This window comes from Streptomyces viridosporus (assembly GCF_002078235.1).
GTDB lineage: Bacteria > Actinomycetota > Actinomycetes > Streptomycetales > Streptomycetaceae > Streptomyces > Streptomyces viridosporus.
This window is the reverse complement of the sequence record NZ_MSGP01000659.1, coordinates 1-5,357: the sequence shown is the minus strand read 5'-3', so window position 1 is coordinate 5,357 and position 5,357 is coordinate 1. Positions and strand designations below refer to the sequence as shown.

The following is a 5,357-nucleotide window of genomic DNA, read 5'->3' as shown; positions in this document are numbered from 1 at the left end:
ACCGCTCCGGTCACCGCCGTCCCGTCCGGCCCCAGTGACGGCGCGCCGCCCTCCGGCGAGCCCGCGCAGACCGGGGGCGGCAAGGGGCGGACCTTCACCGGGATCGCGGCCGCCGCCGTCACCACGGTGCTGGCCGTGGTCGTGGCCGGCCAGGTCGCCGACGGACAGGGCGGTGCCGACGCACAGGCGCAGTCCGCCACCGACCAGGTGCGTGAGGTCAGGGACCCCGCCTCGCGCGGGGACGACCGGGAGACGCCCGCCGAGGCGTCCGGCGCCGAACAGCCGACGTACGAGCAGAAGATGGAGCGGAAGTACGCGCTCGGCGCCACGTTCGAGGGCTCGGGGAAGTTCGACGCGATCCCCGGCATCGACAAGGCACCGGGCAAGGGGCAGAAGATCACCTACCGGGTGGACGTGGAGCAGGGCCTCGGCCTCGACGGCGCACTCTTCGCCGAGGCCGTGCAGAAGACGCTCAACGACAACCGCAGCTGGGCGCACAACGGCGCCCGCACCTTCGAGCGCGTCCACTCCGGCCGGGCCGACTTCGTGATCACCCTCGCCAGCCCCGGCACCACCGCCGACTGGTGCGCCAGATCCGGCCTGGACACCACCGTGGACAACGTCTCCTGCGACTCGGCGGCCACCGAACGCGTGATGATCAACGCGTACCGGTGGGCGCAGGGGGCGGAGACCTACGGCGACAGGATCCACGCCTACCGCCAGATGCTGATCAACCACGAGATCGGCCACCGCCTGGGCTACGGCCACGTCACCTGCGACAAGGACGGCGACCTCGCCCCGGTCATGCAGCAGCAGACCAAGTTCGTGGATCACGACGGCATCGACTGCCGGCCGAACCCGTGGCCCTACCCGAAGGGCTGATCCTCTAGCGGGGCGGAACGCGCCCCGCGCGGGAAAGTTACGCCTGTTCACCCCTTTTGGTGGTGCGATGGACAACCGTCCGTCGCACCACCGCCTTGTCCGCATACGTTCGTCCCGCTGCGAGTCGCCGGACCAACGGCGGCTCCGCATACGGGAGATCGGGGGTGCACACGTGCGCATCGGACTGCTTGCGGAGAGTGGCTATCCGTATGTGAGCGGTGGCGCCGGGCTCTGGTGCGACCGCCTCGTGCGCGGACTCGACCAGCACGAGTTCGACGTCTACGCGTTCAGCCACAGCGAAGCCCAGGAGGACGCGGGCTGGGTCCCGCTGCCGCCGCAGGTCGGCAGGGTGCGCACCGCACCGCTGTGGACGGCCGAGGACGACGGGGTGGTGCACGGCCGCCGCGCGCGCCGGCGCTTCACGGAGCACTACGGCGAACTGGCCGCCGTGCTCTGCACGGCGGAGGCCCCCGCCGCACCCGGAGCCGCACAGGGCGCCGCCCCCGAGGCGGACCGTTTCGCCACCGCGCTGAACGGCCTCGCCGAACTCGCCCGCGACGAAGGCGGCCTGACGGCCGCGCTCCGCTCCGAGACCGCCGTACGCCTCCTGGAGCGCGCCTGTCGCGCGCCCCGCGCCCGGCGCGCCGCGCGCGAGGCCCGTGTGCCGGACCTGCTGACCGTCGCCGCGCACCTGGAACAGGCTCTGCGCCCCCTCTCGCTCGACTGGTACGAGGAGGACGGGCTCGGCGCGGTCGACCTCTGCCACGCCACGGCCGGCGGCGCGGCCGCCCTGCCGGGCCTGCTCGCCCACCACTTCTTCGGCATCCCGTTGCTGGTGACCGAGTACGGCGTGCGCCTGCGGGCGCACTACCTGACCCGCCCGGACTCCTCGCCCGCGGTCCGCTCCCTGCTCGCCGCCTTCCACGGCCGGCTCGCCGCCGAGACCTACCGCCGGGCTGTGTTCATCACCCCGGGCAACGCCCACGCCCGCCGCTGGCAGGAACGCTGCGGTGCCGACCGGGCGAAGCTCCGCACGGTCCACCCCGGCATGGACGCCACGCCCTTCGACGAGGTCGGTGAGTCCCCGGGGAGCGCGGACCCGCGCACCCTCGTCTGGGTCGGCCGCGTGGAGCCCGCCAAGGACCTGGTCTCGCTGCTGCACGCCTTCGCGGAGATCCACAAGGAGGAGCCCGGGACCCGCCTGCGGGTCATGGGCGGCCCGTCCGGCGCGGAGGGGGCCGACTACCTCGGCCACTGCAAGGCGCTGGCCGCGCAGCTCTTCCCGGACGAGGCCGAGGGCCCGCACGCCGTCGGCGACAACCCGGTGTCCTTCGAGGAGATCGGCGGCCCGGACCTGCCCACCGTCGCCGACGCGTACGCCGCGGGCGCGGTGACCGTCCTCTCCAGCGTCGTCGAGGGCTTCCCGGCCGGACTGGTCGAGGCGATGTTCTGCGGACGCGCCACGGTCTCCACGGACGTCGGCGCCGTCGTGGAGGTCATCGGCGGCACGGGCCTCGTCGTCCCGCCGCGCAACCCGCGGGCGCTCGCCGAGGCGTGCGTGTCCCTGCTGCGCGATCCCGCGCGCCGCGAGCGCCTCGGAGCCGCCGCACGGGCCCGCGCACTCGAGCTGTTCACCGTCGAGCAGAACGTCGCGGCGTTCCACGGCCTCTATCTGGAGATCGTCGCGCGGACCCCGGTCCACCGCCTCCTGCTGAACGACAGCGGCGACCCCCTGCCCTTCGCCGCCCCCGCCGAGGCCCACGTCCCGGGCCACTGGACCGACCTGACCCCGCGTGCCATCCCCACCTGGGCGAGGAACGCACCCGTGCGCACCACCGCGCCGGCACCCGTGACGGAGGCAGTCCGATGACCGACCTCGGCGCACTGCACCGCGAGACGGCGGAACCCGGCGGACCGCGGCCCCCCGGGTCCGCCCCCCGCCGCGGCGCGGCCGACCCGGTCAAGGCGCTGCTGCACCGCCACCGCGAACTGTGCGAACGGGCCGTGGACCCCCTGGAGATCGCGGCCGGCCTGGAGGCCCACGGCGTCACCGACCGGACCGCCGCGCGCTTCCGCCACCGGGACGTCTTCTCCCTCGCGGAGGAGCTGTACGCCCGCGTCCCGCGCGACGACGGCGGCCGACCCTCCACGGCCGCGGCGACCCCCGGGGCACGCGCCGACTGGGCCGTCCTCACCCTGCTCCCCGGGGCGCTGTGCTTCGCGTCGCTGACCGCCCCGCGCCTCACCCACGGCCAGACCCGCCTCCTCACGGTGGCCGCCGGCATCCTCGCCACCGCCCTCGCCCTGCGCGCGGCACTGCGCCGAGGCCCACTGAGCACCGGCGACCACCCCTCGACCGCCCCGCGCCGTTCCACCGCGGCGTTCTGGACCTGCTGGCTCGTCGGCTACGCGCTCCTGGGCGACGGCCTGCTCGACGCCGCGATCACCGGCGGCCCCGACGGCCTGCCCACCGGCGCCGCGGAGGGGGACTGGCCGCTCACCGCCGCCCCGGTCCTGGCCCTCGCCCTGGCCTGTGCGCCCGCGGCCTGGACCGCCCACCTCTTCTCCGCCCGTGCCCGCCGCAGGCTCGTCTCGAGCCGGGGCCTGGAGGACTTCGCCGTCTCCGTCCGGCCCGTGCTGCTCGGCACGTTCGCCCTGTTCCTGTGCGCTCTGGCCGCCCTCCTCGCCCTTTCCGCCGCCCTCCTCGACGAACCCTTCGCCCCTTCCCAGACCCTCGCCCTGGGCGCCCTCCTCTTCCTGGCCCGCCTCCTCACGGTCCACGGCTTCACCCACGCCCCGAAGGTGATCCTCACGGCCACGGCCACCGCCCAGGCGGCGGCCCTGGCCACGGTCTTCGCGGCCCGCCTCCCCGGCTGCGGCCCGCTGGCCGCACCCGTGGACACACTGGCCACCGCCTGGGGCCCCGGCGCCGTCCCCACCCTCATCTGCGGGGCAGCGGCCCTGACCCTCCTGATCCACGCCTCCCGCACCCTCACCCGGGCCTCGGCCCACACTCGCCCGGAGCGACCGTGGTGACCGCGGTGACCGCCCGAGCACCTTCCGCGGGCCGGGTGAGCCGAGCAGGAGGCGGCCGCCACCCGGGCACGGCGCGAAGGCGAACCGCACCCCCACCGGAGCCGCACATGCGCCGCAGGCACAAGACACGCGCCCCTCACGCATCCGCACCCGAAGGAGAACCCCACATGATCACCCGCCCAGCAGCTCCGGACGCCGAAGGAGTCGCCCGATGAGAGTCCTGCTGATCGGATCCAACGGTTACCTCGGCCGCTTCGTCGCCGACCGCCTGCTCGCCGACCCGGCCGTCCAGCTCACGGCCCTCGGCCGCGGCGACGACGCCGACGTCCGCTTCGACCTCGCCACCGGCAGCCCCGGCGCCCTCACCCGCTTCCTCGACGCCGTCCACCCCGGTGTCGTGGTCAACTGCGCGGGCGCCACCCGGGGCGGCGCCCGCGAACTCACCCGGCACAACACCGTCGCCGTCGCCACCGTCTGCGAGGCCCTGCGCCGCAGCGGCTGCGGCGCACGTCTCGTGCAGATCGGCTGCAGTTCGGAGTACGGCCCGAGCCAGCCCGGTTCCTCCACCGCGGAGGACGCCGTCCCGCGCCCCGGCGGCCCGTACGGCGTCAGCAAGCTCGCCGCCACCGAGCTGGTCCTCGGGTCCGGCCTGGACGCCGTCGTCCTGCGGGTCTTCTCACCCGTCGGTCCCGGCACGCCCGCCGGCTCCCCGCTCGGCCGGCTCGCCGAGGCCATGCGCCGCGCCATGCAGTCCGGCGACGGCGAGCTGAGGCTCGGCGGGCTCGGCGCCCAGCGGGACTTCGTCGACGTCCGCGACGTGGCCCGCGCCGTGCACGCCGCCTCGCTCTCCGCCGCACAGGGCGTCATCAACATCGGTTCGGGCCGTGCCGTCCGCCTGCGCGACGCCGCCGGGATCCTCGCCCGGGTGGCCGGATACGGCGGCGCCCTCACCGAACCGGACGGCCCTCCCGGCGTCCACGCGTCACCGGCCCCCCATGCCTCGCACGCCTCGCACGCGGCGCACGCCGCCCATCCCGCCCACCTCAGGGCCACCATCGGCCACCCCCGCACCGACTCCGACCACCACGCGCCCCCGGTCGCGTACCCGTACCCGGACGGCTGCGGCAGCTGGCAGCAGGCCGATGTGCGCACCGCACGCGACCGGCTCGGCTGGCGCCCCCGGATCAACCTCGAGGAGTCCCTGGCCGACATCTGGATGGAGGCGGCGTGCCGTATCTGACCCGTGTCGAACCGGGCACCGCGAGCACCGGCGTCCGCACCGGGTTCGGCGTCCCGGGCCTCGCGCACCCCCTCGTCGCCCCGACCGAGTGGAGGGAACTCACCCGCCCCGGCACCCCCCTGCACTGGGTCGTCCTGAACGTGGCCGACGGGCCCGGTGTCCGGCCCGACCCGAACTGCCTGGAGGCGGCCGGCCGCCT

The 5,357-nt window shown here is 75.5% G+C and carries 4 protein-coding genes and 1 pseudogene; all 5 read left to right on the top strand.

The window, feature by feature from the left end; all coding sequences use genetic code 11:
• The coding region (locus B7L92_RS35190; RefSeq protein ID WP_143626435.1) for a DUF3152 domain-containing protein at nt 1-882 on the top strand (882 nt) is incomplete at its 5' end.
• A 172-nt stretch (nt 883-1,054) separates the two neighbouring features.
• Entirely contained in the window at nt 1,055-2,752 is a 1,698-nt protein-coding gene (locus B7L92_RS35185) for a DUF3492 domain-containing protein (protein ID WP_081241274.1), read from the top strand.
• Nucleotides 2,749-3,918, top strand: coding sequence for a hypothetical protein (locus B7L92_RS35180; protein ID WP_081241273.1), 1,170 nt, complete (start codon nt 2,749-2,751; stop codon nt 3,916-3,918). Before B7L92_RS35185 ends, B7L92_RS35180 begins: the two co-directional genes overlap by 4 nt.
• A gap of 211 nt (nt 3,919-4,129) precedes the next feature.
• Nucleotides 4,130-5,158 carry an SDR family oxidoreductase gene (locus B7L92_RS35175; protein ID WP_081241272.1) on the top strand — a complete coding sequence of 343 codons (1,029 nt, stop codon included), beginning with the start codon at nt 4,130-4,132 and terminating at the stop codon, nt 5,156-5,158.
• Nucleotides 5,146-5,357, top strand: a pseudogene (locus B7L92_RS35170) (spherulation-specific family 4 protein); the annotation flags it as partial. The gene B7L92_RS35175 and the pseudogene B7L92_RS35170, both read left to right, overlap by 13 nt.

What these genes read in the sequence shown, in the direction of transcription:
- B7L92_RS35180 (WP_081241273.1), top strand. Translation starts at nt 2,749, where the DNA reads ATGACCGACCTCGGCGCACTGCACCGCGAGACGGCGGAACCCGGCGGA.
- B7L92_RS35175 (WP_081241272.1), top strand. Translation starts at nt 4,130, where the DNA reads ATGAGAGTCCTGCTGATCGGATCCAACGGTTACCTCGGCCGCTTCGTC.